Genomic DNA, 23,726 nt, shown 5'->3' on the forward strand with positions numbered 1-23,726 from the left:
TCCTCCCACTGGAGCGACAAAGGGCGTCAGGGCTTTCTCACACGGGCAAGGCTCGCGTTACTGGTTTTCGGGCTTATCCGAAGGACGCGCCGACTGATATCGGGGCGGCACTATATCGCTTCCCTCCAGCCGGTCACGGAACAGCGCCGCTCGCGCCAGCAGCATCAGGGTGACCGGTGTCGTCACGACCATCAGGACCGTGATCAGCAACTCGTGGATGACGAAGCGCTGCTGCGTGACTGAATGAAACACCATGGAAGCGATAAGAATGCTGCCAATGCCGAGCGTCGTGCCCAGCGTCGGCGCATGGATCCGGTCGTAGAAGTTCTTCAGCCGCAGCAGGCCGAAAGAACCGATCAGCGCCAAACCGGCGCCCACGATCAGCAGGAAAGCCGTCAGTAGCGCGGCCCAGTCTGGTAAATCGACCGCCTGCGTCATTCGATGATCTCCCCGCGCATCAGAAACTTGGCCAGTGCCGCTGTTGCCACGAAGCCTAGCAGGGCAATCACCAGCGCCGCCTCGAAATAGACGGTGCTTCCTGTGCGTATGCCGAAGACCAGCAGCAGCATTGCTGCATTCACATAGAGCGTATCGAGCCCCAGCACCCTGTCCTGCGCGCGCGGTCCGCGCAGGATGCGCAACGCTGCGCAAAGCATGGCGAGGCCTAGCAGGCCTTGCGCCACAAGGATAGACCAGGACAGCAGCGTCATGATCATGAGAAAATCTCCATGAGCCGGCTTTCGTAGCGCTCCTTGATAATTTTAACCCACTCCTCTTCATCGATCAGATCGAGGACGTGCAGCAGCATCGTGTTGTCTACTGAATCATATTCCACCCAGAGGGTGCCCGGAGTAGCCGTAATGATGCAGGCAAGCGCCGCAAGGCTATAGGGATTGCGCGTATCGAGCGGAATGCGGACAAAGCCCGAGCGCCGATCCCGTTTGTTCGAGGACAGGATGATCCGCGCAACGGCGTTGTTGGAGCGGACGATTTCAACCAGCACGGCGAAAGCCAGCCGGATCGCCGCCAACGGCCGGCGCAGAATGGTCCGCGGCACCTCCAGAGAGACCATGATCCAGGAGATCACGACGGCGACGATGGCACCGAAAACAACTGCTCCTGGGCTGACGCTTTCGTTCAGCAGCAGCCAGGCTAGCAGCAGAATGGCCGCGAAAAACGGGTATGGCAGAATGCGTTTCATTGCCCCGCCCCCCAATCGACGGCCTCGGGAATCTCTCCAAGCACGTCGCGGATATAGCCTTGCGGATCGTGCAGCGCATGGGCGGCGGCCTGCATATATTCCATGGCAGAATCCGCCTGAACAGTTAGCGCCACGGATAAACCTAGCAGCACCGCGATCGGAATGATCTCGTTGAGGCGGACCGAGGGCACCGTCTCGGCAGGCGCTGTCCAGAACACGTTGATTCCGGCGCGCCCCACGGCGATCAGCGTCACCAGGCTGGAGATCAGAATGGCGACGAGCAGAGTCCAGGAGGCAGCAGACATGCCGGCTTCCTCTGCCTCGAACAGCGGCGCGAGGATCGCGAACTTGCCAAGGAAGCCGGACAGCGGCGGTAACCCGGCCAGCAGCAACCCGCAAGCCAGGAAGCTTGAGCCCAGGATAGCGATGCCGGCCGGAATGGCGACGCCGACCTCATCCTGTCCTTCCTCCTCTTCCGCCTCTCCGCCATAGGCTTCGCGGGTCACCGCAAGCACATCGGCGCCAAGTTCGCGATCGCGGTTCACCAGTTCGATCAAAAGGAAGAAGGCGGCAATGCCAAGCACAGAGCTGACCAGATAGAACAGCGCGCCCCCGACGACCTCAACATGACCGGTGCCCACCGCCGCCAGAAGCGTACCCGAGGAGACCAAAACGCTGGCGCCTGCGAGCCGCGTCATACTCTGCGTTGCAAGAACAGCGATCGAGCCGAAGACGATGGTCAGGATGCCGCCGATCATCAGCCAATAGCTGCCGAAACCGGCCGACTCTCCGGCATCGTCGCCGAACAGCATGAGCCACAGTCGCAGAATGACGTAGACACCAACCTTGCTCAGGACCGACAGAATGGCGGCAGCCGGCGGACTCGCTGCGGCATAGGTGTTTGGCAGCCACAGACCCAGCGGCCACATCGCCGCCTTGATGAGGAAGGCAATACCCAGGATGGCCGCTCCGGCCTCAAGCAGGCCGCGATCCGCGCCCGGAATCGTGGCGACGCGGCCGGCAAGCTCGGCCATATTGAGGGTGCCCGCGATGCCATAGATGGTGCTGACGCCAACCAGGAAAACGAGCGAGGCGACCAGATTAATGACAATGTAATGCAGTCCGGCTTTGACGCGCCCGATGCCCGAGCCATGCAATGCAAGGCCGTAGGATGCTGCCAGAAGAACCTCAAAAAAGACGAACAGGTTAAACAGATCGCCGGTCAGGAAGGCGCCGTTCAGTCCCATCAACTGGAACTGCAGCAGCGGATGGAAATGAGCGCCACGTCGGTCCCAGCGCGTCACTGCATAGGTCAATGCCGCCATGCCCAGAATGCCGGTCAATGTCAGCATCACTGCTGCCAGCCGGTCCAGCACCAGTACGATGGCAATGGGTGTTGGCCAGTCGCCGAGGCGGTAGACGTGCACCGCGGGACCATTCGCGTCTCCTGCTTTGACCAGGAGCGCCACGGCGACGACGAGCATCAAGACGGCAGAGAGCAGGCTCAGTCCAGCCTCGACCAGACGCTGCCGTTCGCCGAGGATAACCGTTATGGCGCCGGCGATCAGCGGGATCAGGATCGGCGCAATGATGAGATGATCCGACCAGCTGCTCATGACTTGCCCTCGCGGCCGTCAACATGGTCGGTTCCAGTCAAGCCACGCGAGGCAAGCAGCACGACAAGGAAAAGCGCCGTCGTGGCAAAGCCGATGACGATCGCAGTAAGGACGAGCGCCTGCGGCAGAGGGTCGGCGTAATCGGCCAGATTGCCCGCAGTTCCAGGCTCAAGAATCGGCGCCGCCCCGGTGCGCAACCCGCCCGTCGAGAAGATGAAGAGATTCACTGCGTAGGACAGCAGCGACAGCCCCATAATCACCTGGAAGGTGCGCGGCCGCAGCAGCAGCCAGACGCCTGATCCCGTGAGGATGCCGATGGCAATGGCGATGATCGCTTCCATCACGCGCCCTCCTTCACGGTAGCTTGGGCTGCCTCTTCGGAGGCGGCGGCCGGCCGGGCCGCGACACGGCGGGCGCGCATCGACTGGTGAGCGAGCGCAATCAGGATCAGCACGGTCGCGCCGATCACCAGCGTGGCCACGCCGATATCGAAAACAAGCGCGCTTGCAACCGGGACAGATCCCAGCAGCGGCAGTTCAGCATAAGAGAAGTATGAGGTCAGGAAGGGCCGGCCGAACAGCCAGGCGCCCATGCCGGTCAGCGCCGCGACGAGAAGGCCGAACCCGATCCAACGCAGCGGCAGCACGTTGACGCGGTTCTCGATCCACTGCGTTCCGCCGACCATATACTGCAGGATCAGCGCGATGGAGGCCGTGAGCCCGGCAACAAAACCGCCGCCCGGCAGGTCATGCCCGCGCAGCAGCAGGAACAGGGCCACGATGGCAATCACGGGGAACAGCAGTCGGCCAAGCAGGAACGACACCAGTAGCCAATCCGCCACCCTGTCCCCCTCACCCCCACCATGGGGATTGGGATGAGCGGCATCATAGGCAGCCAGATCGCGTTGCTGCTCCGGGACATCAATGCTTTCCGGCGCCGGACGGAAGCGGCGCAGCAAGGCGTAAGCCGTCAGCGCCACGACGCCGAGCACGGTGATCTCGCCGAAGGTGTCGAAGCCGCGGAAATCGACCAGGATCACGTTGACTGCATTCGTACCGCCGCCGTCGATGTAGGAATGCTGCAGGAAATACTGCCCCAGCAGTTCAGGCGGCGTACGCGTCATGACGCCAAAGGCAAGGGCCGCCATTCCGCCCCCTGCAATGATGGCAATGCCAAGATCGCCAAAGCGGCGCAGCCTGTCCGCCAGGGACCGGGTCGCACCGGCGATTTCCAGACGCCTGGGCAGCCATCGCAATCCCAGCAGCAGCAGCACGGTCGTGACGATCTCGACCAGCAGCTGCGTCAAGGCCAGATCAGGCGCTGAGAACCAGACAAAGGAAATACAGGTGACAAGTCCTGCCCCGCCAAGCAGGACAAGAGCTGCCAGCCGATGGAACTTGGCATTCCAGGCCGCACCCAGCGCGCAGGCTGCACCCACCACCCATACCAGGACGAGGACGGGATCCGGCGTCGTCAGGGCAAGGTTACCCGGCCCGACGCCGCGCAGGATGGTAGCCGCTGCACCAGCGATGATCGCAGCGCCAACGATCAGGCGAAGCTGCGGCTGCAGGCGCCGCGTACCGAACCAGTTCTCAAGGCTGCGCGCCAGCCGCCACGACAGGAAGACCATGGTTTTTTCGAAAACCCGCCTGGCTTCCAGCCGGATCAGCGGGGTGTTTTCCGTTCCCTTGAGCAGGTAGCGCTGGAGCGTGAGATAGAGCAGCACGCCACCGCCAAGCGCGACAAAACTCATGAACAGCGGCTGATTGAAGCCGTGCCAGACAGCGAGGCTGTATTGCGGCGTAGCGTCGCCGAGTACCGACTGAACCGCCAGATGCAGATACGGACCGACGGTCGCCGCCGGCAGAAGCCCGACAATGATGCAGGCCAGCACCAGAATTTCGACCGGCGCCCGCATCCATGCCGGCGGCTCGTGCGGCGTCCGCGGCAGATCGACAGGGTCAGGCCCGAAGAACGAGCCGTGGATGAAGCGCAGCGAATACGTGACACTGAACATGCTCGCCGCCACCGCCGCAACCGGCATCAGCTTATAGGCCAGATGATCGGAGGCCGGAGCCCACAGCGTCTCGGCGAAAAACATCTCCTTCGAAAGGAAGCCATTCAGCAGCGGCACGCCCGCCATCGCCGCCGCCGCCACCATCGCAAGCCGCGCGGTGAACGGCATGAAACGGTTCAGTCCAGACAGGCGGCGTATATCGCGCGTGCCGGTTTCATGGTCGATGATGCCGGCCGCCATGAACAATGAGGCCTTGAAGGTCGCGTGGTTCATGATGTGGAAAACGGCCGCCACCAGGGCCAGCTCGCTGTTCAGGCCAAGCAGCAGCGTAATCAGACCGAGATGGCTGATCGTCGAATAGGCCAGCAGCCCTTTCACGTCATGCTGGAAGATGGCGATATAGGCGCCGAGCAGCAGCGTCGAGACGCCCGCCGTTCCGACAATCCAGAACCACGCATCCGTGCCGGCCAGCACCGGCCACAGCCGCGCCATCAGGAAAACGCCAACCTTGACCAGCGTCGCCGAGTGAAGATAGGCGGAGACCGGCGTGGGAGCGGCCATCGCTTGCGGCAGCCAGAAATGGAAAGGGAACTGCGCGCTTTTGGTGAAAGCGCCGAGCAGAATGAGGATCAACGCAGGAAGATACAGCGCATGCGATCGGATGCGGTCGCCCGCCGCTAGCACGGCGTCGAGCTCGTAGCTGCCCACAATGTGCCCTAACAGAAGCACGCCTGCCAGAAGGCACAGGCCGCCGGCGGCGGTCACCGTCAAAGCCATGCGGGCGCCCTCGCGTGCCGCCGCCGCATGATGCCAGTAGCCGATCAGCAGGAACGAGAAAAGGCTGGTCAGTTCCCAGAAGAATGCCAGCTGAATGAGGTTGCCCGACAGGACGACGCCCAACATGGAGCCCATGAAGGCGAGCAGGAAGGCAAAGAAGCGCGGTACCGGATCTTCCGGCGACATGTAATACCGCGCGTAAAGAACGACGAGCGCACCGATGCTTGTCACCAGTCCGGCGAACAGCCAGGCCAACCCGTCCATCCTCAGATGGAAACTGAGGCCCAGCGACGACATCCAGACCCGTTCATACCGGATGACGCCGCCGTCTGCGATCGACGAATAGGCTCCCCAGACAACACCCAGGCCAACCAGCGCGATGCTACCAGCCAGCAACGCGGCCGAGTTGCGCGCAAAGGTGGGCAGTAGGCCGGCGCTCAGCGCGCCGGCGAAGGGAAGACCCACGATAAGCAGAAGGAAGGCGTCGGGCATCGGCTTCCTAAGATGAGATAACTCGAAAGGCTGCGAACCTATCCCAAATGTAGCTGTTTTGCAGCGGCTCGGAGAACTCTTGGGCCACTGCCTTCTGGATAAGGCGCAGCGGCTGCCCGTGCATCGGCTTCACGCGTGACTGCAGCATCGTCAGCAGCATCCCCTATCAAGTTCGATTCTCAAAAAGGAGGCAGCATCCATGACGGGCGACTGGTAGTGCAGTTGCGCCTGTGAAGAGGAAGGCGCGGCCCCTTCACGGACGGGCCGCGATGTTTCCGTCTTGTCCGGTCGTGCAGAAAAATATCCCATTGGGCGACAGCTCCTCCCCATACTCAGCAAGTTCCGACGCAGCAATCCCGTGGACGTGGCGCGCGACCCCGCGCCCGTCTCTCTCTCTCCGTGCAGCCTACATGGAAATGGTCCGAACAGGCCCGTCCGAACCGTTTGCTCAATATAGAAATGCCCGCCGCAGATTTCGAGAGGTAAGGCCGCTAATTCGCCGCCATCACTCCCGACATCACGAAGCCGCTGCGTGGGCGCGTCGGGATACGCGAGAGGCTGAAGCTTAAGTCCTGCTGAGGCACTTCATAGACAATTGTCCGTACCAGGGTGTCGACCGCCTGCTTCATCGCTGCGATGGTGATCCACTCGCCGGCGCAGCGATGGCCGGTGAAATGATCGCCCCCACCCTGCGGGATCAGGTCAAAGGCACTGCCGCTCCAATTGCGGAACCGCTCCGGCCGGAAAACCTCTGGTTCTTCCCATAGCTGCGGATCGTGATTGGTGCCGTAGACATCGAGGATCACCAGCGTCCCGGGCTCGAACCGATAACCCTTCCATTCGAAGGGCGCGCGCACCCGTGCGCCGACGAACGGCGTGAAAGGGTAAAAGCGCCGCACCTCCTGCACGAACCACTCCAGATACTCATCCCCCTTCTCCAGCAGCGCGCGCCGGCAATCCGGATAGCTGTGCAGCGCCAGGGCGGCGAAAGTAACATAAGTGGCGATGGCAGTGATCGGCCGCAGCAGGTTGAGGACTTCCACCGCCGCCACCCGGGTCTCCAGTTGTCGGCCATTCGGCTCGCGGTACCAGGCAAAGCTTTCCAGGATGGTCGGCTGCTGCGTAGGCGGGCGGCGGCGGACTTGTTTGATCAGCCCGCAGATCCACTCTTCCGAACGCAGCCGCGCCTGGCGGGCGCGCCAGTATCGCGGCCCGATGCCGCCAAAACCGTCGACCATCGCCCCCAGATCCTCCGCCCGCGAGGCATCGGCCTCATACATTGGCACATCAGCCCAGGCACAGGCCGCGCGGCAGAAAATCTCCTGTGCCTCCTCGAAAAGCGTGATCCGATCCTTTTTCAGCCATCGGAGAATGGCAATCTGCCATTGCCTTGCCAGATGCTGCATCAGCAGTCCGATGGCCTCAGGCGTCATGACCGACATGAACAGCGCCTTCCGCTGCTTATGCACATCCCCATCCAGCCCCTGTACGCCGCCGATACCTTGCAGCGTCTTCTGGATTCGCCAAGGCACGGCACCGTTCCGGATGAATAATTCGGGGTTGTAGAATAGCTTCGCCGCTTCCGCACCACCGATACAGATGGCCTTCTCCAGCATGATCCTGGTCTGAAAGATATCGGATTGATAACGGCGGCGGCGCTGCTGCACGAAGGCATAGCCATCGCGCAACAGAAACAGTGTGCTATCGGGGAATAGATCGCGAGGAATGTTCGGCATAGCGGCAAAAACCGGCCTGCGCCTGAACTGTTCCTCACCCACGACGCGGTCTTTGGCCGCGTTTACTAAAGAACGCGGTCTTCAGATCACCCTCAGATCACCCTTTGTCAATTCACCACGCGCCAGGTGCCGTCGGGCATCAGGCAAGCAGTGCCGTAGCTGCGTTGTGGGGCACCGGCCACGGTGATGCCGGCCTGGTACTCGCGGCAATATTGGCCGCTGGCAGTCCGGAATACCGGAGAGGCCGGCACCGCGGAGATTTGGCCTCCCTGGGGCGCTGGCGCGTAGATCACGGGCGGCGGTGGCACGTAGTAGGCGACCGGCGGCGGTTGGACCACGACCACGCGTGGACGAAAAGCCGGCGGTCCCCAATAGTGGTGGACATGCGCCGAATGGTGCCGCGAATGATGATGCTTGGGTGGCGGATGGTGATGGCGCCGCGGTGGCGGGCCATACCACGGGCGCGAATGCCAGCCACCGGTGCTGTAATGAAAGGAGAAGCTGTCAGCGGCGGCAGGTCCGGCCATGACGGCACAGGCAGCAGCACTGAGGACGATGGCAGCAATACGGGAAATGGCCGAACGGGTCATGACTTAGCCTCCGGACACATCATGACGGTAATGCTGCGGACCGATCATGGCGAATTTGTGTTGAACCCTACTCCTCCGCCGCAGACGGGGCCAGCGACGCTCTGCCAGAGGGAACGATCGAGCGGACACAATGTTACCAACCATGACACCTGCCCGATTGTTATCCAGCGACTACCAGGAGGGGAGGCAAAAGGATGGCTAATGGCGTCCTGCAGGGACATTCGCAGCCGATTCGTGAGACGCAGGTGCGCAATCAAGCCCCTACACGCGATGCAACACTGGAGCAGCAGCCTGCGCGAGTTCAGGCTTCCTCATTGATCTTGTCGCGCCGCCCCATCGTTACGACTCTCGCCATTGTTGTCGCGATGCTGTTTCTTCTCAGCATGGCAGGCCAGATCGCCCGCTTCCATTTCGGGCACCCCACCGTGTTTGGCCTGGTCGACATGTTCTATCTCGACCTCGAGAATAATCTACCGACCTGGTATCAGTCGGTGAATTTCCTCGTCGCCGCCGGCTTGATGGTCATGATCGGCCTGTCCAACCGGAATAACGGCAGGCCCTTTGCCGCCCACTGGCTGGGTCTGGCAATACTGTTTTGCTTCTTGTCACTCGACGAGGTTGCCAGCCTGCATGAAAGCACGATCAATCCGATGCAGCGTGTGATCATGCCCACGGGTATCTGGGCGCCGACCTGGGTGATCCTGGGCTTTGCCGCCGTCGCCATTATCGCCCTCGTCTACTGGCGTTTCTTCTTCCATTTCGAATGGCGGCAGCGCCTGCATATGGTGACTGCAGGAGCCATCTTCCTCGGCGGCGCCTTGGCGGCCGAGATGATGACCGGCGTGATGTTCGATACCACTGATCCCGACTTCAAGAACGCCTTTCCCTACGCGGTTCTGGCGAATATCGAGGAACTGCTGGAAATGGCGGGCCTGCTGATCTTCATCGACTTCCTGATGCGCCTTGCCGGCCGCAGTGCGCCGCTTCAGGTTATCGTCTCCACCAAATAAAAAACGCCATGCCCTGACGGGCATGGCGTCGCAAGCCTTGGATCTCTGGCTGACCTAATACATATGCTGGCCGCCATTGATGCTGAGCGTCGAGCCAGTGATGAACCCTGCCTCGTCCGCGACCAGGAACAGCACGCCACGGGCGATTTCCTCGGCGCGGCCCAGGCGGCCGACCGGAATCTTGGCGACGATCTTCTCCAGCACATTGGCCGGCACCGCCGCCACCATATCGGTATCGATATAGCCCGGCGCGATGGCGTTGACCGTGATGCCGCGGGCGGCGCCTTCCTGAGCCAGCGCCTTGGTGAAGCCGTGGATGCCAGATTTCGCGGCGGCGTAATTCACCTGTCCGTACTGGCCAGCCTGGCCGTTGATCGAACCAATATTAACGATTCGGCCGAAGCCGCGTTCCCGCATGCCGTCAATCACCGCGCGGCACATGTTGAAGCAGCCGCCTAGATTGGTGTCGATCACCGCCTGCCACTGCTCATGTGTCATTTTGTGCAGGGTGGTGTCCCGGGTGATGCCGGCATTGTTCACCACCACATCGACCGGGCCGAGATCCCGCTCGACCTTCTTTACGCCTTCCTGGCAGGCGGCGAAGTCGGCGACGTTCCACTGATACGTCTTGATTCCGGTTTCAGCCTCGAAGGCTTTCGCCTTCTCGACATTGCCCGCGTAGTTGGCGGCGACCTTGTAGCCGTTCTGGTGCAACAGCTTTGAAATTGCGGCGCCGATCCCCCGGGTTCCGCCAGTGACAATTGCTACGCGCGACATGAACATCCTCCTGCTAGCTTTTTTGTTTGTGTGTCAGATGCCGGTCATTCCGGCGTGATCAACTGGTGATCAACAGCAAAAAAGGCCGGGATCCCCCTCCCGGCCTTTTCCGCATTCCGTCAGTCGCGGGCAACGCACATCGCGATGCCCATGCCGCCGCCGATACACAGCGTGGCTAGGCCTTTCTTGGCGTCGCGTCGCTGCATCTCGTAGAGCAGCGTGACCAGCACGCGCGCACCTGAAGCGCCGATGGGATGGCCGATGGCGATAGCCCCGCCATTGACGTTCACCTTGTCGGTATCCCAGCCCATATCCTTGTTCACGGCGCAAGCCTGCGCGGCGAAGGCTTCGTTGGCCTCGATGAGATCGAGATCCTCCGGCTTCCAGCCGGCCTTCTTCAGCGCGGCACGCGAAGCCGGGATCGGACCGGTGCCCATGATCGCTGGATCGACGCCGGCCTGCGCCCAGGAGACGATCCGCGCCAGCGGCTTGATGCCGCGCTTGTTGGCTTCATCTGCACTCATCAGCACCACTGCGGCGGCGCCGTCATTGATGCCCGAGGCATTGCCCGCCGTGACCGTGCCGTCCTTGGCGAAAGCCGGACGCAGGCCCTTCATCGCCTCCAGCGTCGCGCCATGGCGGATGTATTCGTCCTGATCGACGACCGTCTCGCCCTTGCGGGTCTTGATGGTGACGCTGACGATCTCGTCCTTGAACTTGCCGGCCTTCTGCGCGGCTTCGGCCTTGTTCTGGCTCTTCACCGCGAACTCGTCCTGCATCTCGCGGGTGATCTGCCACTGCTTGGCGACGTTCTCCGCCGTGTTGCCCATGTGATAGCCGTTGAAGGCGTCCCACAGGCCGTCGCGGATCATCGTGTCGATGAAGCCGAGATCGCCCATCTTGTGGCCGGCACGCAGATAAGCCGCATGCGGCGCCTGGCTCATGCTTTCCTGGCCGCCGGCAACGACGATGCTGGCGTCATCGTTCTTGATCGCCTGCCAGCCGAGCGCCACCGCGCGCAGGCCCGAGCCGCAAAGCTGATTGACACCCCAGGCCGGCACTTCCACCGGCAGGCCGGCATTGATCGCCGCCTGGCGCGCCGGGTTCTGACCTTGGCCGGCAGTGAGGATCTGGCCCATGATGACCTCGCTGACCTCACCGGGCTGCACGCCAGCGCGCTGCAGCGCGCCGGTGATCGCCACTTGGCCGAGATAGTGGGCCGGAACGGTGCTGAGGGCACCATTGAACGAGCCGACCGGCGTGCGGGCGGCAGAGGCGATGACAATATCGGTCATTGTGGTTCCTCCACTGGCGAACTGGACCTGGGCGAGACGGCGCGGCGGCATTCTCTGAGGCGCTCTGCCGCGCGGGTGAAAGACGATAACGGCCTTTTCGCAATTGCGGCAAGGGTTGCCGCATCGCAAAATCGCGGGGTCATCCCCGCACTTTAGTCTTAGTGCGCCGCGTCCTGCCGGAAAGTCCCGGTTTCCTCGCAACCTTGACGGAATTCTGATGCCGCAGCCAGGCAGCCAGCGGCTGCCACAACCCGGCCTGGGCGCGCGGTCCTACAACCATGCCGATATGACCGCTCGCTGCGTCCAGCCGCTCAGCTTTCGGCAGTTGCTCCAGCAACACCGCCGCGCCTTCCTTTGGAACCAGCTTGTCGCGTTCTGGCAAAGCCACCAGCGCGGGCTTCTGCCAGTCCTGCGGCCGCACCGGACGACCATCCACCAGCCAGCGTCCTTTTGGCGGCGTATTCTCGCCATACCAGCCCAGCAGACATTCGCGCGCGACCGGTCCAGCCAGCGGCACGCCGTCATTCAACCAGTCTTCCATGGCAACGAACCGCCGTTCATTGTCACTGCCCGATGGCATGGCATTGAACGAGGTGAACTTCTTTAGCGCCGTCAGCGGGTCCAGCGCCCAGAAGAAACCCTGCAGCACATCGACATCCAGAGGCGGGATGGGATCACCCTGCGGCACCAGGCTTGGTGCCAGCGCCTGCACCAATGCGGCTTGGTGCGCCCCGCCGGCGTGGAAATCCCACGGCGTTGCCAGCAAGACCAAGGCTGCGATCTCGTCCTGCATCTGCAAGGCAGCAGCCAAGGCCAGATTGCCGCCCATGCAATAGCCCAGCAGAACGGGCTTGCCTTTGCCGACCTGGCGTGCGGCGGTCAGCGCGCGCCTGACCCTTGCGATATAAGCGGCAAGGTTAAAGCGGCGCTCCACTTCGCCCGGCTCACCCCAATCCAGCAGGAAAGGCCGAATGCCCTGGGATGGCAGCCATCGCGCCAAGCTTTGTCCCGGCGCGAGGTCGAGCACGTAAGCGCGATTGACCAAGGACGGCACCATTACGACAGGTACGCCATCGCCTGCAGCCCCTTCGCCGAAATCCAGCAGGCGGCTGCTGCCCTCCTGCCAGATGACAGGCGGATCGGGCAGATCGCGGCGATAAGCGTGATGGCGATAGCGCAGCACGCCGCCGGTCATTGCCGTCAGCCGCGTCGCCGTCATGCGCATCAGCGCATCGACGAAATCATTCGGGTTTACGGCGGCGAGTGCTGGTGCGAGGCTTGCGAACTGAGCCGCCAAGCTGGGATTCCAAAGCGGCGATACGCGCCTCGCAATCGGCCAGGCGGCGATAGAGCTCAGCAAGATCATGTTGGCTGTCGCCAGATGCAGCGGCAGCGGCCGTGGCCCCGCTCGTTCCGGCGCCGCCTTTTTGGCCTCCTGCATTCACGCCTCCTTGACCAAGCGCCATCCCGCCGGCCGCTTGCGCGGCGACGCCGGCGCCTCGCTGCCACAGCGCCAGCCAGGCAGCCGAGAGTTCGGCCAGTTTGGGATCGGTTGCAAGCAGGCTGGCCTGCTCCTGCCAGAGATCGAGAAAGCGCTGTGCGAGCGCTTCGGGATCTGTCGCTTTCGGATCATCCATGGGTTGCAGGCTACACAAAGTGCTGGTTTCCGGCCAGCCTTTCGCAGCGCACTGAGAGACTTGCGCAGTGCAAGAAATGCGAGTGAAATGTCCGCCGACGAATGATCCTAGGGAGCGCGTGAACGTGGCCGAACAAGACCAGACGACGGCAGCGCCGGCAATAAAGATCAAGAAATATGCGAACCGGCGGCTCTACAATACGGCGACTTCCTCCTATGTAACCCTTGAGAACCTTTGCCAGATGGTAAAGGACGGCCAGGATTTCGTAGTCGAGGATGCAAAAACAGGTGAGGACATCACCCGCAGCGTGCTGACGCAGATCATCTTCGAAGAAGAATCGAAGGGGCAGAATCTGCTGCCCATCGGATTCCTCCGTCGGCTGATTTCTTTCTATGGCGACAGCCTGCAGACCCTGGTCCCGAGTTACCTGGAAGTTTCGATGGCGTCCTTCCAGCGCAACCAGGAGCAGATGCGCCAGTACATGGCCGAGGCCTTCGGCGAGATGTTCCCGTTCCGCAGCATCGAAGAGATGGGGCGGCAGAACATGGCGATGTTCCAGCGCGCCATGAGCATGTTCAATCCTTTCGTCGCCAAGCTGGGCGATACGCCGGATGGCGACAAGGCTCCAGCCGGCGGCGAACAGCCGGCGGAAGTCGACGCGCTCAAGACGCAGCTTGAAGAGCTGCGCAAGCAGGTCGAAGCCCTTGCTCGAAACAAGGGATGATCGGCTAACCGCCTCCCAGTCCCCTGCCCCGATGCTTACCAAACGCCGCGGGCCGCGCCTGCGGCCTTCGATTTCCCTCGTCCTGGTTGGCGGTGTCGGCCTTCTGATCCTGTTATCCTGCCTTGCCTTCGGCATTGCCATGGTGACCGGGCGGCAGAACACCGTCGATCTGCTGCGCGACCGCAACGAGCGGATCGTGCAGCAGTTAGTGGAGCGCACCCGGCTGCAGCTTGATCCGGCCCACCGCCAGATTGAAGCATTCCGCAACCGCATCGTCTCCAAGCATCTGCCGCTTAACGATGTCGGCCGCCTGACCGACTATATGACCTCTGCCCTGGACAGCCTGCCTCAGGTCGATGCCATCGGCCTCGTCCGCAACGATTTCGTGGCAACGCGCGTTTTCCGTCATGCCAGCCAGCTCGTCGCCATGCATGACAAGATGACGGACGATGCGGTCGCCGCCACCCGCATGCAGGCGCTGCGCCAGAGCATCGAAGCGCCGCAGACCGGCATGGGGCTGCATCGTGATGTTCGCTGGGGTGCATTGATCTGGGCGCCTGAGCTGCAGCAGCCGCTGATCAACACCATCGCGCCGGTGGTGATGGACGGCGTCTTCGTCGGCGGCGTGGTGGCTCTGGTCTCACTGGGCTCGCTTTCCCGCCTGCTGGAAGTCGATAGCGTTGATGGCGAAGCGGTGAACTTCATCCTTTATGGCGAGGATGCCGTTCTGGCCCATCCCAGCCTGCTCAATCATCAATATGAATTGTCGATGGAGCATCCGCTGCCATCGCTGGATGAGATTCACGATCCGGTATTGCGGCAGATATGGTCCGGCCGCATCGAACTGCAGCTTGCCAATGCCATGCTCGGCGATGGCGGCAATGCCCATGTCGTCGAGACGGAAGATGGCCGGCGCTGGATCTTCGTCTATCGCAAGATCGACGGCTATGGCGAGAAACCCTGGGTGGTCGGCCGCTATTTCTCCTTCGACGAGATCGAACTGGAGGTCACGCGGCTGCGTTTCTCTGCCGTGGTCGGCGCGCTGGCGCTGATCCTGTTCTCGCTGATCGCATGGCGCCTTGGCTATCATATCCGCCGTCCGATCCTGGCCATCAGCGCCGCCGCCAACCGCCTGCGCAACCTCGACTTTGATTCGCCGCCGCTGGAGCGCGTGCGGCTGCGGGAACTCGATGACGCAGCGCAGGCGATCAACGCAGCCAATGCCGCTCTGCATTGGTTTGGCAACTACGTGCCCCGCAAACTGGTCAATCGCCTGATCCGTGAAGGCGAAGATGCGATCAGCGTCAGCAAGCACCGCGAAGTCACCGTGATGTTCACCGATCTCGTTGGCTTCACCTCGATGTCGGAACGCCTCACGGCCCAAGAGACCGCCGATCTGCTGAACGAGCATTTCGCGCTGGTCACCGCCTGCATCGAGGCCGAAGGCGGCATGGTCGACAAGTTCATCGGCGATGCCGTGATGGCGGTCTGGGGCGCAATCAAGCGCGACCCGGATCACGCCACCCATGCCTGCCGCGCTGCGCGGGCCATTACGGCGGCACTCGCAGCCGATAACGCGCGGCGGATGATGCTGGGCAAACCTATCCTGCGGATGCGGATCGGCATCCATACCGGCCCGGTGGTGATCGGCAATATCGGGGCGCCCGGCCGCATCAACTACACGGTCGTTGGAGACACGGTGAACACCGCCCAGCGCCTCGAGCAGCTCGGACGCGAACATATGCAAAGCGATTCGTCCGTGCTGGTCCTGCTCAGCGCCGAAACAGCCGAGGCGGCAAAACTGGACCCCAGGCCAAAGGTCATCGGCCGCTTCCCGGTCAAAGGCCGCGCTGCCCCTATCGAGGTATGCCGTTTGGAACTTTAGGCCGCTGGAACTTTTGAGCCGCCGGCGAAGTTACCTTCGAGGTTAACCCTTCGTTAGGTGAATCCCGGTTGAGTCCTCGCGCAACGGACAGGATCGTATGGCTCCCACCAGCATCGCCAACAGCATTGCGCTGCCGCCCTCGGGCGGCCAGGTCGATTCCCCGTCCGATTCCCTTCGCCGCCAGCCCGCGCTCCGCATCGCCCGCTTCAGCCCCGACGCCGAGACGCCGTCCTCTCAGGCGGCAGCGAAGATCCGGTCCAAAGCGGCTGCCGATGCGGTTGAGCAGCCGTTCATGCGCCGTCGCACCGACCGGGGTGAACCGGCCGATTCCAGCCTTCAAATTCCGCCGCATTTGGAACGCCGCCGTGCCTGGCGCGAGGCGTTCGGGCTTAACACCTTCCACACCCAGCAACTGGCACAAGCAAACGAAGCCGAGCCGTCCCGCGAGGCGCGTAACGCTGCCGCGCAGGCCTATCACAGCGCAGCCTGGCGCGGCCGCCTGGACCTCGACCTTGCGCAGGCCGTCAGCGTGACCGTATAAACGACCACCTCCCTTTATCTGTGGTCGTATGATGCAATCTGTACCTGCCGATCTATTGGTTATCGGCGGTGGTGTAAACGGGACTGGGATTGCCCGCGATGCCGCCGGCCGGGGCCTGAAGGTCGTTCTAGCCGAGCGCGGCGATCTCGCCGGCGCTACCTCTTCTGCCGCCACCAAGCTGATCCACGGTGGCCTGCGTTACCTTGAGCAGTACGAATTCCGCCTGGTTCGCGAGGCACTGGGGGAACGCGAGGTACTGATGCGCATGGCGCCGCATATCATCTGGCCGCTGCGCTTCGTACTGCCGCACCATCCCGGCCTGCGTCCTGCCTGGATGATCCGCATCGGCCTGTTCCTTTACGATCATCTTTCCAGTCGCCAGACCCTGCCGGGCTCGATAGGCGTCAATCTGATCGGCGATATCCGCGGCAAGCCGCTAAAGCCTGAATTCAAGCGCGGCTTCGAATATTCCGACTGCTGGGTCGATGATGCGCGTCTCGTGGCGCTGAATGCGATGAGCGCCCGCCAGCTCGGAGCCCGGGTCCTGACGCGTACCGCCGTGACGGCAGCCAAGCGCGAGGGCGAATTGTGGCGTGCCACGCTGACCGATCAGGTCAGCGGCCGGACTGAGGAAGTGCTCGCCCGTGGCATCGTCAACGCCGCCGGTCCTTGGGTGCGCGAAACGCTCACCGGCGCATTCGGCGCCAATCCCAAGAATTCCATCCGCCTGATCAAGGGCAGCCATATCGTCACGCAGAAGCTGTTCGAGGGCGAGCACTGCTACATCTTCCAGAACGCGGATGGCCGCATCATCTTCGCCATTCCTTACGAGCGCGATTTTACGCTGGTTGGCACTACCGATGTCGCCCTCGACAGGCTGGACGCTCAGCCGCGCATCAGCGAGGAGGAAACCGAATACCTGCTGGCCGCCGCCAGCGAGTACTTCCGCACCCCGCTGATACGCGACATGATCGTCTGGTCCTATGCCGGCGTGCGGCCGCTGTATGACGATGGCGAAAACAATCCATCCTCGATCACCCGCGACTATGTCCTCGATCTCGATGGCAAGCCGGGCGACAAGCAGGCGCCGCTGCTCTCGGTTTATGGCGGCAAGCTGACCACCTATCGCCGCCTCTCCGAGCATGCGATGGAGAAGATCGCCCCCTTCTATCCGAATATGGGCAAGGCCTGGTCCGGCACGAAGCCGCTGCCGGGCGGCGATTTCGGCGGGCTGAGCTTTGCCGATTATCTGACCCAGGTGATGCAGCGCTATCCGCAGCTTGACCGCGCCTGGCTCGTCCGGTTCCTGCGCCGCCATGGCAGCAATGTCCATGCGATCCTTGGCGATGCCAAGACCATGGCCGACATGGGCGAACATTTCGGCGGCGGGCTCTATGCGCGCGAGGTCGACTGGCTGATGCGCGAGGAATGGGCGCGCGAGGCCGACGACGTGCTGTGGCGACGCACCAAATGCGGCCTGTGGATCAGCGCCGCGGACCGCGAGCGCCTGGCGAACTGGATGGCGCAGCACCGGTCGAACGGGGCCGCGGCATGAGGGCTGCCTGATGAAGTTCGCCGTCGTCGGCGCCGGCGCCATCGGTGGCTATATCGGCGGTCTGCTCGCCCGGGCAGGCCATGACGTGACGCTGATCGCGCGCGGCGCCCACCGTGAGGCGATCCTGCAGAATGGCCTTGCGGTCGAAAGCGGCGGCGAGCGTTTCATCACCCATCCGGCCTGCGTCGAAAATCCGCGCGAGGCGGGGCCGCAGGATTACGTCATCCTCAGCCTCAAGGCACCGGCCGTGCCGGGCATGGTCGAGAAGATGCTGCCGCTCTTTGACCCCGATACGGCGTTGATTACGGCGATGAACGGCGTGCCTTATTGGTATTTCTACCGTCACGGCGGCCCGCTGGATGGCATCCGCCTGGCCACCGTCGATCCCGGCGAGAAACAGTGGACGATGATTGGCCCCGAGCGCGCCATCGGCAGCGTCGTATGGATCGCCGGTGCCGTTGCCGCACCCGGCGTGATCCATCATGGCGGCGGCAGCCGCCTGCCGCTGGGTGAGCCGGATGGCAGCCAGTCGCCGCGCATCCTGCGCGTTAGCGAAGCGCTGACGGCCGCCGGGATCGCCGCGCCGGTGCTGGACAACATCCGGCAGGAAATCTGGACCAAGCTGTGGGGCAATCTGTCCTATAATCCGGTCAGCGTATTGACCCATGGCACGCTGGAAAGCCTGTCGCGCGATCCGGACTCGCGGCAGGTCATCGGCAAGATGATGGAGGAATCGCGCCGCATCGGCGAAGCGCTTGGCATCCAGTTTCCCATCAGCATCGAGCAGCGCATGGCAGCCGCCGAGAAAGTTGGCGCCCATAAGACCTCGATGCTGCAGGATTTGGAAGCTGGCCGGCCGATGGAGATCGGCGCCCTCGTCGGCGCCGTCGCTGAACTGGCACAGAAACTCAATATCGCAACGCCAACCATCGATACGGTGCTGGCTTTGCTGAAGGTGCGGGCGCGCGTCGCCGGCACGTACACGGAGGGGACATGAGCGGTTTCAATTGGCGCAGCCTGAGCAGCGAGCAGATCGAGGCCCACTTCAATCCGCGCATGTCGGTGCCCGATTTCCAGCAGCATTTCGATGCCTATGTCGAGAAATCTGCTGCCGCGCGGGCGGCCATCGGAGGCGAATACGATCTGCGCTACGGCCCCGGCCCGCTGCAGACCTACGACCTGCACAAGCCGAAGGATGCCAAGCCCGGTGCGCCGCTGGTGGTGATGATCCATGGCGGCTATTGGCGCGGGCTGGATAAGAACACCATGACCTTCACCATCCCGCCCTATCTCGAGCGCGGCGCGGTGGTGGTGAACTTGAATTACGATCTCTGCCCTCAGGTGACCCTGGATGCCATCGTGCGCGAGGTGCAGGAAGCACTGGCGCATATTGCCTCCAAGGCCAAAGAATGGGGTGCCGATCCTGAGAAGATTCATCTGATCGGCCATTCCGCCGGCGCGCATCTGGCGGCCATGATGGTTGCAGCCCCCTGGCCTGCCGATCTTGGCCTGCAGCCTGCTGTTGCCTCGCTGGGATTGATCAGCGGCGTCTTTTCGCTGGAACCGGTCCTGCATATCAGCGTGAACGAAACCATTCGGCTGGATGGCGCGATGGCAGCACGCAACAGCGTCACCAAGTTTCCGCCGAGGATGAAGGGCCCCGTGCTGGTCGCCTATGGCGATGCCGAGCCGGAGGGCTGGCAGGCGCAGAGCAAGGATTTCCACGAAGCCTGCCGCGCAGTCGGCACGCGCTCGGATCTGATGTCCATGGCCGGCGGCAATCACTTCACCATCAAATTTGCCGTGGCCGATCCGAACCATCCGCTGGGCGCCGCGCTGCTGCGGCAATGCGGACTGAAGTAAGGCGGTTCGGCCGGATGGCGGCTAAAATTGTTCGATCACATTGCCACCCGGCCTAACACCCGTTTACGGCTTGGCGGCGCGCCAGGCGCCGTTCATGAAACCATCGCCCGTGGTGTCGCCAGGCTTCTGATCGCGCACCCAGCCATATAGCGGCCTGCCCTTATAGGCCCATTGCTTGCTGCCATCGTCGCGGTTGATCACCGTCCAATCGCCAGATGGCCTGGCATTCGCGGATGCCATCAGCGGAGGCCAGTTCTGTGCGCATGGACCGTTGCAGACCGATTTTCCGGGGATGGTGTCGCGTTCGAATGTGTAGAGCGTCATGCCTCTGGTATCGACCAGCACGGGCCCCATCGCGCTGTTGCCGGCCTTGGCCGGCGCCATGGACATATCGGACATGCCAGACGAGTTGGACATATCGGAATTGGAGCAGGCAGCCACGCCAAGCGCCAGCGCGCCGGCCAGCAGGAGATTGCGGATACTCATCAGAAGCCCCTTCCAGGTTAAGGCAGCCGCCCGCCGGCCGCCTGAGAAGAATACGGCTGGGGCCGCGTTTTATTTCCTTCACGAAATCGCGATTTTTCCGGCCTTGCCGGCAAGCCTTGGGCCTCCTACCATTTTTGTCATGCGATTCCTGCTGATCCTGGCTGCTGCCCTGCTCTTTTCTGCGCCCGCGATGGCGCAGAACGCTATCGACGATCTGTTCGACAAACTCTATGAAACGCAGAACCCGATCGAGGCACGGCAACTGGAGCGCAAGATCTGGGAGGCCTGGGCGACGTCAGGCTCCGACACCATCGACGCCCTGATGAAGGGCGGCATCACGGTGATGGAGAAAGGCGATCACAAGCGCGCCGAACAGATCTTTTCGGCCATGATCGAGCTGAAGCCCGATTTCGCGGAGGCCTATAACAAGCGTGCCACCGTACGCTTCCTGTCCGGCGACTATGCCGGCAGCGTCGCCGACATCGAGCGCACGCTGAACCTGGAGCCCCGTCATTTCGGTGCGCTGGCTGGCCTTGGCACCATCATGGAGCGGCTGGACAATCTGGAGGAGGCGCTGAAAGCCTACCGCCGGGCACTGGCCGCCAACCCGCATCTGGATGACGGCGCCGACAAAGTCAGGGAACTGCGCCGCCGCATCGACGCGCGCGAGCTGTAAGCGTTATCCCTACCCTACTTCTGGAAGATGAAATAGACGGCGCCGATCAGGCAGCCGAAGGCGGCAAGGTAATTCCACCGCAACCCTTCGCCCAGATAGAAGACCGCAAAGCCGGCGAAGACGGCGAGCGTGATCACCTCCTGCACGATCTTCAGCTGCGCCGCCGTGAACGTGCCGCTTGAATAGCCGATGCGGTTGGCCGGCACGGCGAGGCAATATTCGAAAAAGGCGATCGCCCAAGAAATCAGGATCACCTTCCACAGCACCTGCTCGGGATGCTTGAGATGCCAATACCAGGCAAAGGTCATCAGCACGTTGGAGCCGATGAGCATCAGGATCGTGGTCATGGTGGTCAGCTTTCGATACGGGCGATGCGCAGGATGTTGGTGGTGCCGGGTGAGCCAAACGGCACGCCGGCGGTGACGATGATGCAGTCGCCGCGCTGGGCCAGCCCGGTTTTGCGGGCCAGCGCGGTCGCCTTGGCAACCATGTCGGCGAAGTTGACAGCATCGGGCGATACAACGGGACTGACGCCCCAAGCAATGGTGAGCTGCCGCGCCGTGGCGTTCAGCGGCGTCAGACACAAAATCGGCGCCCGCGGCCTTTCGCGCGCAGCCCTCAGCGCCGTCGAGCCCGACATCGTATAGGTGACGATGGCGGCGGCATTGATGGTTTCGGCCACCTGACGCGCGGCGGCGGTGATGGCATCGGCGGCGGTATGCTCGGGCAAGACATGCTCGGCATCCATGATGCCGCGATAGAGCGGATCGCGCTCGACCTGCATGGCGATGGCATCCATCACCTTCACGGCCTCCAGCGGATAATCGCCCGACGCCGTCTCGGCCGAGAGCATCACCGCATCGGCGCCGTCATAAACCGCGGTGGCGACATCGGAGACCTCGGCCCGCGTCGGCACCGGCGCCTTGACCATGCTGTCGAGCATCTGGGTCGCCACCACCACCGGCTTGCCGGCGCGGCGGGCGGCGCGCACGATGCGCTTCTGCAGGCCCGGCACTTCCGGCAGCGGCAGTTCGACGCCGAGATCGCCGCGCGCCACCATCAGCGCGTCCGACAGCGCGACGATCTCGTCCAGGCTGTCGATGGCCGACGGCTTCTCGATCTTCGCCAGCAGGGCCGCGCGACCGCCGATCAGGGCGCGCGCCTCGCGCAGATCGTCCGGCCGCTGCACAAAGCTGAGCGCCACCCAGTCGACGCCATGCTCCAGCGCGAAGGCGAGGTCGTCGCGGTCCTTGGGCGTCAGCGCCGAGAGCGGCACGACCATGTTCGGCAGGTTCAGCCCCTTGCGGTCCGACAGCCGGCCACCGACGATCACCTCGGCCTCGGCCCAGGCGGCATCGCCGGCCACCGGGCTGGTGGCGACCACGCGCAGCCGCAGCTTGCCGTCATCGAGCAGCAGTTCGGTGCCGGGCTTCAGGCTGTTCAGCACCTCCGGATGCGGCAGCTGCACGCGAATCGCATCGCCGGGCCTGTCCTCCAGATCGAAGCGGAAGCGCTGGCCCGGCAGCAGATCCACCCAGCCCCCCTGGCTCTCCCCCTCGCGGCCTTCGCCCTTGGGGAAGAAACGCCCGATGCGCAGCTTGGGCCCCTGCAGATCGGCGAGAAGGCCGATGGGGCGGCCAGTCTCGCGCTCGAGCGCGCGGACGGCCTGGATACGGGCCAGATGATCGTCATGGCTGCCATGGCTGAAATTCAGCCGGAAGACATCGGCGCCGGCTTCGAACAGCGCCCGGATGCGGTCCGGCGTGGAACTGGCCGGCCCCAAGGTGGCGACGATCTTGACGTTCCGTTCGCGATGCATACTCCCCCCGGGATGATGTCCCATCTTAGGCGAGACCGCCCCTGGGCTTCGACGAAAATCTTACACATCAAGCGGTTGCGTTTTTTGCTGCGACGCGCAAAAAAGCACCCGCCTTCCTCTAAGACATAAGTCCAAAAGGACCAGATATGGATATTGCCCGCATCTCGGTGGGGAAAAACCCGCCCTATGACATCAATGCCGTGATCGAGATTCCGGCTGGCGGTTCGCCGGTGAAATACGAACTCGACAAGGATTCCGGCGCGCTGTTCGTCGACCGCTTCCTTCATACGGCGATGTTCTACCCCGCCAATTACGGCTTCATCCCGCATACACTGTCCAATGACGGCGATCCCTGCGACATCATGGTGGTGAGCCATGTGCCGGTGGTGGCCGGCGCGGTGATCCGCTCGCGGCCAATCGGCGCGCTGAAGATGGAGGATGAGGCCGGCGGCGACGAGAAGATCATCGCCGTGCCGGTGGACAAGCTGCACCCCTTCTACACCGACGTGAAGACCTACGAGGAGCTGCCCGCCATCCTGCTCCAGCAGATCGAGCATTTCTTCGTTCATTACAAGGACTTGGAGAAGGGCAAGTTCGTCAAAAGCGCCGGCTGGGTAGGCCCTGACGAGGCCGCCAAGATGATCACCGACGGCATCGTCCGCGCAGCCGGGATCAAGTAAGGCGGAAGGCACTGCCTGGCGGCGCCAAGCCCCAGTCGAACCCGTCTCATGCCCGGGCCTGACCCGGGGCATCTCGTTGAAATGCTTCACCACGGCGGCCCGGGCCCTCCCGGCCGCCGTTATCGTTTCAAGCCACCTGCCCGGACGGGCCAAAGTCAAACAGAGCCAAACTAAGCCAAACGCGGCCATCCGGAACCAATCCGGGCCTTCAGGCGCGGCTCAGACCGCTCCCAAGCTCCTTGCAAAAACGCGCGGATAACACCCACCGCCTACCGGGGCGTTACGACTGCCTGATCCATAATGTTCAACAGCGCATGGACCCGTGACCATCTCGGGGCCTGTGATGGCT

General features: G+C 62.9%; 24 protein-coding genes. 9 read left to right on the forward strand and 15 right to left on the reverse strand.

Annotated elements, in window-relative coordinates:
• Positions 1 to 57: 57 nt before the first annotated feature.
• The 8 genes from mnhG to Q0603_RS09105 all read right to left on the reverse strand — a co-directional run bounded on the left by mnhG (position 58) and on the right by Q0603_RS09105 (position 8,429).
• Complete coding sequence (gene mnhG, locus Q0603_RS09070; protein WP_298724806.1) at positions 58 to 438, reverse strand: monovalent cation/H(+) antiporter subunit G; 381 nt, start codon at positions 436 to 438, stop codon at positions 58 to 60.
• Positions 435 to 716, reverse strand: coding sequence for a K+/H+ antiporter subunit F (locus Q0603_RS09075; RefSeq protein WP_298724809.1), 282 nt, complete (start codon positions 714 to 716; stop codon positions 435 to 437). The genes mnhG and Q0603_RS09075 overlap by 4 nt, the downstream gene beginning before the upstream one ends.
• On the reverse strand, positions 713 to 1,201 hold the full coding sequence (locus tag Q0603_RS09080) for a Na+/H+ antiporter subunit E (protein ID WP_298724811.1): 489 nt from the start codon (positions 1,199 to 1,201) through the stop codon (positions 713 to 715). Before Q0603_RS09080 ends, Q0603_RS09075 begins: the two co-directional genes overlap by 4 nt.
• Positions 1,198 to 2,817 (reverse strand): monovalent cation/H+ antiporter subunit D, encoded by a 1,620-nt coding sequence (locus tag Q0603_RS09085; RefSeq protein ID WP_298724813.1) that lies wholly within the window; start codon positions 2,815 to 2,817, stop codon positions 1,198 to 1,200. The genes Q0603_RS09080 and Q0603_RS09085 overlap by 4 nt, the downstream gene beginning before the upstream one ends.
• Positions 2,814 to 3,158, reverse strand: coding sequence for a Na+/H+ antiporter subunit C (locus Q0603_RS09090; RefSeq protein WP_298724815.1), 345 nt, complete (start codon positions 3,156 to 3,158; stop codon positions 2,814 to 2,816). The genes Q0603_RS09085 and Q0603_RS09090 overlap by 4 nt, the downstream gene beginning before the upstream one ends.
• Positions 3,158 to 6,103: a monovalent cation/H+ antiporter subunit A gene (locus Q0603_RS09095; protein WP_298724817.1), complete on the reverse strand. Its 2,946-nt coding sequence runs from the start codon at positions 6,101 to 6,103 to the stop codon at positions 3,158 to 3,160. The genes Q0603_RS09090 and Q0603_RS09095 overlap by 1 nt, the downstream gene beginning before the upstream one ends.
• A 491-nt stretch (positions 6,104 to 6,594) precedes the next feature.
• Positions 6,595 to 7,839, reverse strand: coding sequence for a cytochrome P450 (locus tag Q0603_RS09100; protein ID WP_298724819.1), 1,245 nt, complete (start codon positions 7,837 to 7,839; stop codon positions 6,595 to 6,597).
• A gap of 107 nt (positions 7,840 to 7,946) precedes the next feature.
• Positions 7,947 to 8,429: a hypothetical protein gene (locus Q0603_RS09105; protein ID WP_298724821.1), complete on the reverse strand. Its 483-nt coding sequence runs from the start codon at positions 8,427 to 8,429 to the stop codon at positions 7,947 to 7,949.
• Positions 8,430 to 8,623: 194 nt separating this feature from the next.
• On the opposite strand from Q0603_RS09105, the gene Q0603_RS09110 reads away from it, so the two are divergent.
• Positions 8,624 to 9,439, forward strand: coding sequence for a hypothetical protein (locus Q0603_RS09110; RefSeq protein ID WP_298724822.1), 816 nt, complete (start codon positions 8,624 to 8,626; stop codon positions 9,437 to 9,439).
• A gap of 54 nt (positions 9,440 to 9,493) precedes the next feature.
• On the opposite strand, the gene phbB is transcribed toward Q0603_RS09110, so the two are convergent.
• The 4 genes from phbB to Q0603_RS09130 form a co-directional block, all read right to left on the reverse strand.
• Positions 9,494 to 10,216 (reverse strand): acetoacetyl-CoA reductase, encoded by a 723-nt coding sequence (gene phbB / locus Q0603_RS09115; protein WP_298724824.1) that lies wholly within the window; start codon positions 10,214 to 10,216, stop codon positions 9,494 to 9,496.
• A 119-nt stretch (positions 10,217 to 10,335) separates the two neighbouring features.
• On the reverse strand, positions 10,336 to 11,511 hold the full coding sequence (locus Q0603_RS09120; protein ID WP_298724826.1) for an acetyl-CoA C-acetyltransferase: 1,176 nt from the start codon (positions 11,509 to 11,511) through the stop codon (positions 10,336 to 10,338).
• Positions 11,512 to 11,650: 139 nt separating this feature from the next.
• Entirely contained in the window at positions 11,651 to 12,808 is a 1,158-nt protein-coding gene (locus Q0603_RS09125; protein WP_298724828.1) for an alpha/beta fold hydrolase, read from the reverse strand.
• Positions 12,753 to 13,148 (reverse strand): hypothetical protein, encoded by a 396-nt coding sequence (locus Q0603_RS09130; RefSeq protein ID WP_298724830.1) that lies wholly within the window; start codon positions 13,146 to 13,148, stop codon positions 12,753 to 12,755. Before Q0603_RS09130 ends, Q0603_RS09125 begins: the two co-directional genes overlap by 56 nt.
• Before the next feature lie 124 nt (positions 13,149 to 13,272).
• Between Q0603_RS09130 and phaR the strand changes: the two genes are divergently transcribed.
• The 6 genes from phaR to Q0603_RS09160 all read left to right on the forward strand — a co-directional run bounded on the left by phaR (position 13,273) and on the right by Q0603_RS09160 (position 19,716).
• Positions 13,273 to 13,872: a polyhydroxyalkanoate synthesis repressor PhaR gene (gene phaR / locus Q0603_RS09135; protein WP_298724831.1), complete on the forward strand. Its 600-nt coding sequence runs from the start codon at positions 13,273 to 13,275 to the stop codon at positions 13,870 to 13,872.
• 31 nt (positions 13,873 to 13,903) lie between these two features.
• Positions 13,904 to 15,757 carry an adenylate/guanylate cyclase domain-containing protein gene (locus Q0603_RS09140; RefSeq protein WP_298724833.1) on the forward strand — a complete coding sequence of 618 codons (1,854 nt, stop codon included), beginning with the start codon at positions 13,904 to 13,906 and terminating at the stop codon, positions 15,755 to 15,757.
• A gap of 97 nt (positions 15,758 to 15,854) precedes the next feature.
• Positions 15,855 to 16,298 (forward strand): hypothetical protein, encoded by a 444-nt coding sequence (locus tag Q0603_RS09145; RefSeq protein ID WP_298724835.1) that lies wholly within the window; start codon positions 15,855 to 15,857, stop codon positions 16,296 to 16,298.
• A gap of 28 nt (positions 16,299 to 16,326) precedes the next feature.
• Complete coding sequence (gene glpD / locus Q0603_RS09150) at positions 16,327 to 17,853, forward strand: glycerol-3-phosphate dehydrogenase (protein WP_298724837.1); 1,527 nt, start codon at positions 16,327 to 16,329, stop codon at positions 17,851 to 17,853.
• 10 nt (positions 17,854 to 17,863) lie between these two features.
• A complete protein-coding gene (locus Q0603_RS09155) occupies positions 17,864 to 18,850 on the forward strand; it encodes a 2-dehydropantoate 2-reductase (protein WP_298724839.1) in 987 nt (328 codons plus the stop codon).
• A complete protein-coding gene (locus Q0603_RS09160; RefSeq protein WP_298724841.1) occupies positions 18,847 to 19,716 on the forward strand; it encodes an alpha/beta hydrolase in 870 nt (289 codons plus the stop codon). Before Q0603_RS09155 ends, Q0603_RS09160 begins: the two co-directional genes overlap by 4 nt.
• 63 nt (positions 19,717 to 19,779) lie before the next feature.
• Here Q0603_RS09160 and Q0603_RS09165 read toward each other — a convergent pair whose 3' ends face one another.
• Entirely contained in the window at positions 19,780 to 20,202 is a 423-nt protein-coding gene (locus tag Q0603_RS09165) for a hypothetical protein (RefSeq protein WP_298724842.1), read from the reverse strand.
• 139 nt (positions 20,203 to 20,341) lie between these two features.
• Here Q0603_RS09165 and Q0603_RS09170 point away from each other — a divergent pair, with 139 nt between their 5' ends.
• Positions 20,342 to 20,878 (forward strand): tetratricopeptide repeat protein, encoded by a 537-nt coding sequence (locus Q0603_RS09170; RefSeq protein WP_298724844.1) that lies wholly within the window; start codon positions 20,342 to 20,344, stop codon positions 20,876 to 20,878.
• A gap of 14 nt (positions 20,879 to 20,892) precedes the next feature.
• Here the strand turns inward: Q0603_RS09170 and Q0603_RS09175 are convergent, their stop codons facing one another.
• Together Q0603_RS09175 and pyk are read right to left on the reverse strand one after the other, a co-directional pair.
• Positions 20,893 to 21,225, reverse strand: coding sequence for a DMT family protein (locus Q0603_RS09175; protein ID WP_298724846.1), 333 nt, complete (start codon positions 21,223 to 21,225; stop codon positions 20,893 to 20,895).
• A 5-nt stretch (positions 21,226 to 21,230) separates the two neighbouring features.
• Entirely contained in the window at positions 21,231 to 22,697 is a 1,467-nt protein-coding gene (gene pyk / locus Q0603_RS09180) for a pyruvate kinase (protein ID WP_298724851.1), read from the reverse strand.
• Between the two features lie 146 nt (positions 22,698 to 22,843).
• On the opposite strand from pyk, the gene ppa reads away from it, so the two are divergent.
• Positions 22,844 to 23,377: an inorganic diphosphatase gene (gene ppa / locus Q0603_RS09185; protein WP_298724853.1), complete on the forward strand. Its 534-nt coding sequence runs from the start codon at positions 22,844 to 22,846 to the stop codon at positions 23,375 to 23,377.
• Positions 23,378 to 23,726 lie beyond the last annotated feature (349 nt).

This window comes from uncultured Ferrovibrio sp. (genome assembly GCF_937960835.1).
Lineage (GTDB): Bacteria > Pseudomonadota > Alphaproteobacteria > Ferrovibrionales > Ferrovibrionaceae > Ferrovibrio.

Bases quoted from the DNA above. Each gene is read 5' to 3' on its own strand.
- Q0603_RS09175 (WP_298724846.1), bottom strand. From the start codon at position 21,225: ATGACCACGATCCTGATGCTCATCGGCTCCAACGTGCTGATGACCTTT.
- mnhG (WP_298724806.1), bottom strand. From the start codon at position 438: ATGACGCAGGCGGTCGATTTACCAGACTGGGCCGCGCTACTGACGGCT.
- Q0603_RS09100 (WP_298724819.1), bottom strand. From the start codon at position 7,839: ATGCCGAACATTCCTCGCGATCTATTCCCCGATAGCACACTGTTTCTG.
- Q0603_RS09170 (WP_298724844.1), top strand. From the start codon at position 20,342: ATGCGATTCCTGCTGATCCTGGCTGCTGCCCTGCTCTTTTCTGCGCCC.
- Q0603_RS09130 (WP_298724830.1), bottom strand. From the start codon at position 13,148: ATGGATGATCCGAAAGCGACAGATCCCGAAGCGCTCGCACAGCGCTTT.
- pyk (WP_298724851.1), bottom strand. From the start codon at position 22,697: ATGCATCGCGAACGGAACGTCAAGATCGTCGCCACCTTGGGGCCGGCC.
- phbB (WP_298724824.1), bottom strand. From the start codon at position 10,216: ATGTCGCGCGTAGCAATTGTCACTGGCGGAACCCGGGGGATCGGCGCC.
- Q0603_RS09120 (WP_298724826.1), bottom strand. From the start codon at position 11,511: ATGACCGATATTGTCATCGCCTCTGCCGCCCGCACGCCGGTCGGCTCG.
- Q0603_RS09110 (WP_298724822.1), top strand. From the start codon at position 8,624: ATGGCTAATGGCGTCCTGCAGGGACATTCGCAGCCGATTCGTGAGACG.
- Q0603_RS09095 (WP_298724817.1), bottom strand. From the start codon at position 6,103: ATGCCCGACGCCTTCCTTCTGCTTATCGTGGGTCTTCCCTTCGCCGGC.
- Q0603_RS09160 (WP_298724841.1), top strand. From the start codon at position 18,847: ATGAGCGGTTTCAATTGGCGCAGCCTGAGCAGCGAGCAGATCGAGGCC.
- Q0603_RS09140 (WP_298724833.1), top strand. From the start codon at position 13,904: ATGCTTACCAAACGCCGCGGGCCGCGCCTGCGGCCTTCGATTTCCCTC.
- Q0603_RS09155 (WP_298724839.1), top strand. From the start codon at position 17,864: ATGAAGTTCGCCGTCGTCGGCGCCGGCGCCATCGGTGGCTATATCGGC.
- Q0603_RS09080 (WP_298724811.1), bottom strand. From the start codon at position 1,201: ATGAAACGCATTCTGCCATACCCGTTTTTCGCGGCCATTCTGCTGCTA.
- Q0603_RS09165 (WP_298724842.1), bottom strand. From the start codon at position 20,202: ATGAGTATCCGCAATCTCCTGCTGGCCGGCGCGCTGGCGCTTGGCGTG.
- Q0603_RS09085 (WP_298724813.1), bottom strand. From the start codon at position 2,817: ATGAGCAGCTGGTCGGATCATCTCATCATTGCGCCGATCCTGATCCCG.
- Q0603_RS09075 (WP_298724809.1), bottom strand. From the start codon at position 716: ATGATCATGACGCTGCTGTCCTGGTCTATCCTTGTGGCGCAAGGCCTG.
- glpD (WP_298724837.1), top strand. From the start codon at position 16,327: ATGATGCAATCTGTACCTGCCGATCTATTGGTTATCGGCGGTGGTGTA.
- Q0603_RS09105 (WP_298724821.1), bottom strand. From the start codon at position 8,429: ATGACCCGTTCGGCCATTTCCCGTATTGCTGCCATCGTCCTCAGTGCT.
- Q0603_RS09090 (WP_298724815.1), bottom strand. From the start codon at position 3,158: ATGGAAGCGATCATCGCCATTGCCATCGGCATCCTCACGGGATCAGGC.
- ppa (WP_298724853.1), top strand. From the start codon at position 22,844: ATGGATATTGCCCGCATCTCGGTGGGGAAAAACCCGCCCTATGACATC.
- Q0603_RS09145 (WP_298724835.1), top strand. From the start codon at position 15,855: ATGGCTCCCACCAGCATCGCCAACAGCATTGCGCTGCCGCCCTCGGGC.